This window comes from Burkholderiales bacterium (assembly GCA_013695435.1).
Taxonomy (GTDB): domain Bacteria; phylum Pseudomonadota; class Gammaproteobacteria; order Burkholderiales; family JACMKV01; genus JACMKV01.
This window is the reverse complement of the sequence record JACDAM010000117.1, coordinates 1-2,120: the sequence shown is the minus strand read 5'-3', so window position 1 is coordinate 2,120 and position 2,120 is coordinate 1. Positions and strand designations below refer to the sequence as shown.

The 2,120-nt window shown below is 60.1% G+C and carries 3 protein-coding genes; 1 reads left to right on the top strand and 2 read right to left on the bottom strand.

Annotation, left to right across the window (positions count from 1 at the left end):
- A partial coding sequence (locus H0V78_06285; protein ID MBA2351388.1) for a hypothetical protein occupies window positions 1-225 on the bottom strand: 225 nt, incomplete at its 3' end.
- 259 nt (window positions 226-484) lie between these two features.
- Here H0V78_06285 and H0V78_06280 point away from each other — a divergent pair.
- The gene (locus H0V78_06280) at window positions 485-724 is read left to right on the top strand and encodes a dodecin domain-containing protein (GenBank protein ID MBA2351387.1); all 240 of its coding nucleotides are present in this window, start codon (window positions 485-487) and stop codon (window positions 722-724) included.
- A gap of 268 nt (window positions 725-992) precedes the next feature.
- Here H0V78_06280 and H0V78_06275 read toward each other — a convergent pair.
- On the bottom strand, window positions 993-2,120 hold a 1,128-nt coding region (locus tag H0V78_06275), incomplete at its 5' end, for an FAD-containing oxidoreductase (protein MBA2351386.1).

Genomic DNA, 2,120 nt, shown 5'->3' with positions numbered 1-2,120 from the left:
CAATTGCAGGTCGAGCCAGGACGCAGACTGATGATAATTTGCGCTGACCCCAAGCGGTCCCGGCCGTCCTTGTACACCAGCGGAAACGGGATATTCAGCGGAGTAGACATCTCCATCGCTGAAGCTTCGTTGCTGCTCGAATCCTTCGGCCGCGGTGGCTGAAGTGAGGTTAAACGCAGAGATTGCGACGCTCAGAAGAATCGCGGATTTGGCGGATTTCAACATGCTGGCCTCCATCGGGTTTAGCGGGCCCTGATTTCCTAACCCCGCTCCCTGGGTCCGATGTCGGGAGCAGTTGAGGCCAGTGTAGGGAAAGCGGAAATCAGGTTCTGCGCCGAATTGCACAGAAAAAATGTGAAATATTCACGCAAGCGAAAGTCGCCAACGCGAACTGCCTGCTGACAGATGGATGGATGCGCGGCTATTATGAATGTCCGCAGCCGCGGATCTATCCGAACCTTATCCTTAACCGGGGAGAAAGCACATGGCCAAAGCCACACCCAAGCAAACCGTTGAAAGCGTTTACAAAATCGTCGAACTTGTTGGCAGCAGCCCGACTTCCTGGGAAGAAGCGACGCGCAATGCGATCGAAACAGCGGGGTCGAGGCTGCGCGATTTGCGCATCGCCGATGTGGTCAAGCTCGATGCGCGCATCGAGGGCGGCAAAATCACGTTTCGCGCGCGCGTCAGCCTGTCGTTCAAATACGATCAAGGCTCACAGTGAGTTTGGGGGCTGCGGTCGCGGCGCGCCGATTCAAGCTGGCGCGCAATCAATCGTTTTCGGCGCGCCCGAATGTAAGAGTTCGCGACGGTGCGCCAAAACTGCGAAAAACGGGGTGTTCTCCGGTAGGACGATGTGGATAAAGCCCTCTGGAAGTGCAATGCCGCAACCGGCCCTGCCAATACGTCCGCGACTGCATCCACCCCCAGGCCACGCGAGTAGGTAACTGCGCTGCGCGACGCCATCAACGGAGCGGCCGACTGCGCGCTTGCTACTCCAGTGGCTTCAGTTCTCCCAACAGCGTCGGTATCAGCTCCGTTACCGTCGGATGGATGTGCATGGCGCGCTGGATGACGGTGTAGGGCGCGCCTGCGTACATCACATCGAGGAGCGAGTGCACGACCTCATCGCCATTCAGTCCGAGTAGTGCTGCGCCCAATATCTTCTTGCTTTCGGCATCGACGAGCACCTTCATGAAGCCCAGCGTCTCGCCTTTTTCTCTGGCGCGGCCGACCTTTGTCATGGGCAGCTTGCCGATCAGCGCCCGCTTGCCCGAAGCGCGCACGTCGCGCTCGGTCATGCCCGCCCGGCCGAGCGGCGGATCGATGAATAATGCATACGTCAGGATGCGGTCGCTGACCTTGCGTGGATCGTTGTCGAGCAGGTTGGCGGCGACAATCTCGTAATCGTTCCATGACGTGTGGGTAAAAGCGCCGCGGCCGTTGACGTCGCCCAGCGCCCAAATTCCCGGAACGTTGCTGCGCAACTGGTCATCGACCTTGATGTAGCCGCGCTCGTCGGTCGCGATGCCCGCAGCCGTAAGGCCCAGGTCTTCCGTATTGGGGCGCCTGCCGATGGCGAGCAGCACATGGCTGCCGAAGATGTCCGGCGCATCGCTCTCGCACTCGGCGCTCACGGCAACGCCTTGCTCGTGCGCGGCCACGCCTATGCATTTGGCATTGAGGTGGATGGCGATTCCCTCGCGATCGAGAATATCCCTGACCGCATCCGACACGTCTTCATCCTCGCGACCGATCAGCCGCGCGCCCTGCTCGACCACAGTGACCTTGCTGCCGAAGCGTCGGTACATCTGGGCGAATTCGAGTCCGATATAGCTGCCGCCGATGATGACCAGATGCCTGGGCAGGAAATCGACGTCCATCATGCTGACGTTGGTCAGACAGGGGATTTGCTTCAACGCCGGCCAGTCTGGCACCAGAGGGTGGCCGCCAACGTTGATGAATATCTTGTCCGCCGTGAGCGTCTTGCCGCCGACCTGCACGTCGTGCGACCCGACGAAGCGCGCATGATCGCGGAACAGCGTGAGACCAGGCATCCCCTGCACCCAGTTCGTCACCCCGTTGATCGAAGCGGCGACGATCGCATCCTTGCGCGCTTT

Coding starts and splice junctions, on each gene's coding strand:
- H0V78_06280 (MBA2351387.1), top strand. CDS start 485: ATGGCCAAAGCCACACCCAAGCAAACCGTTGAAAGCGTTTACAAAATC.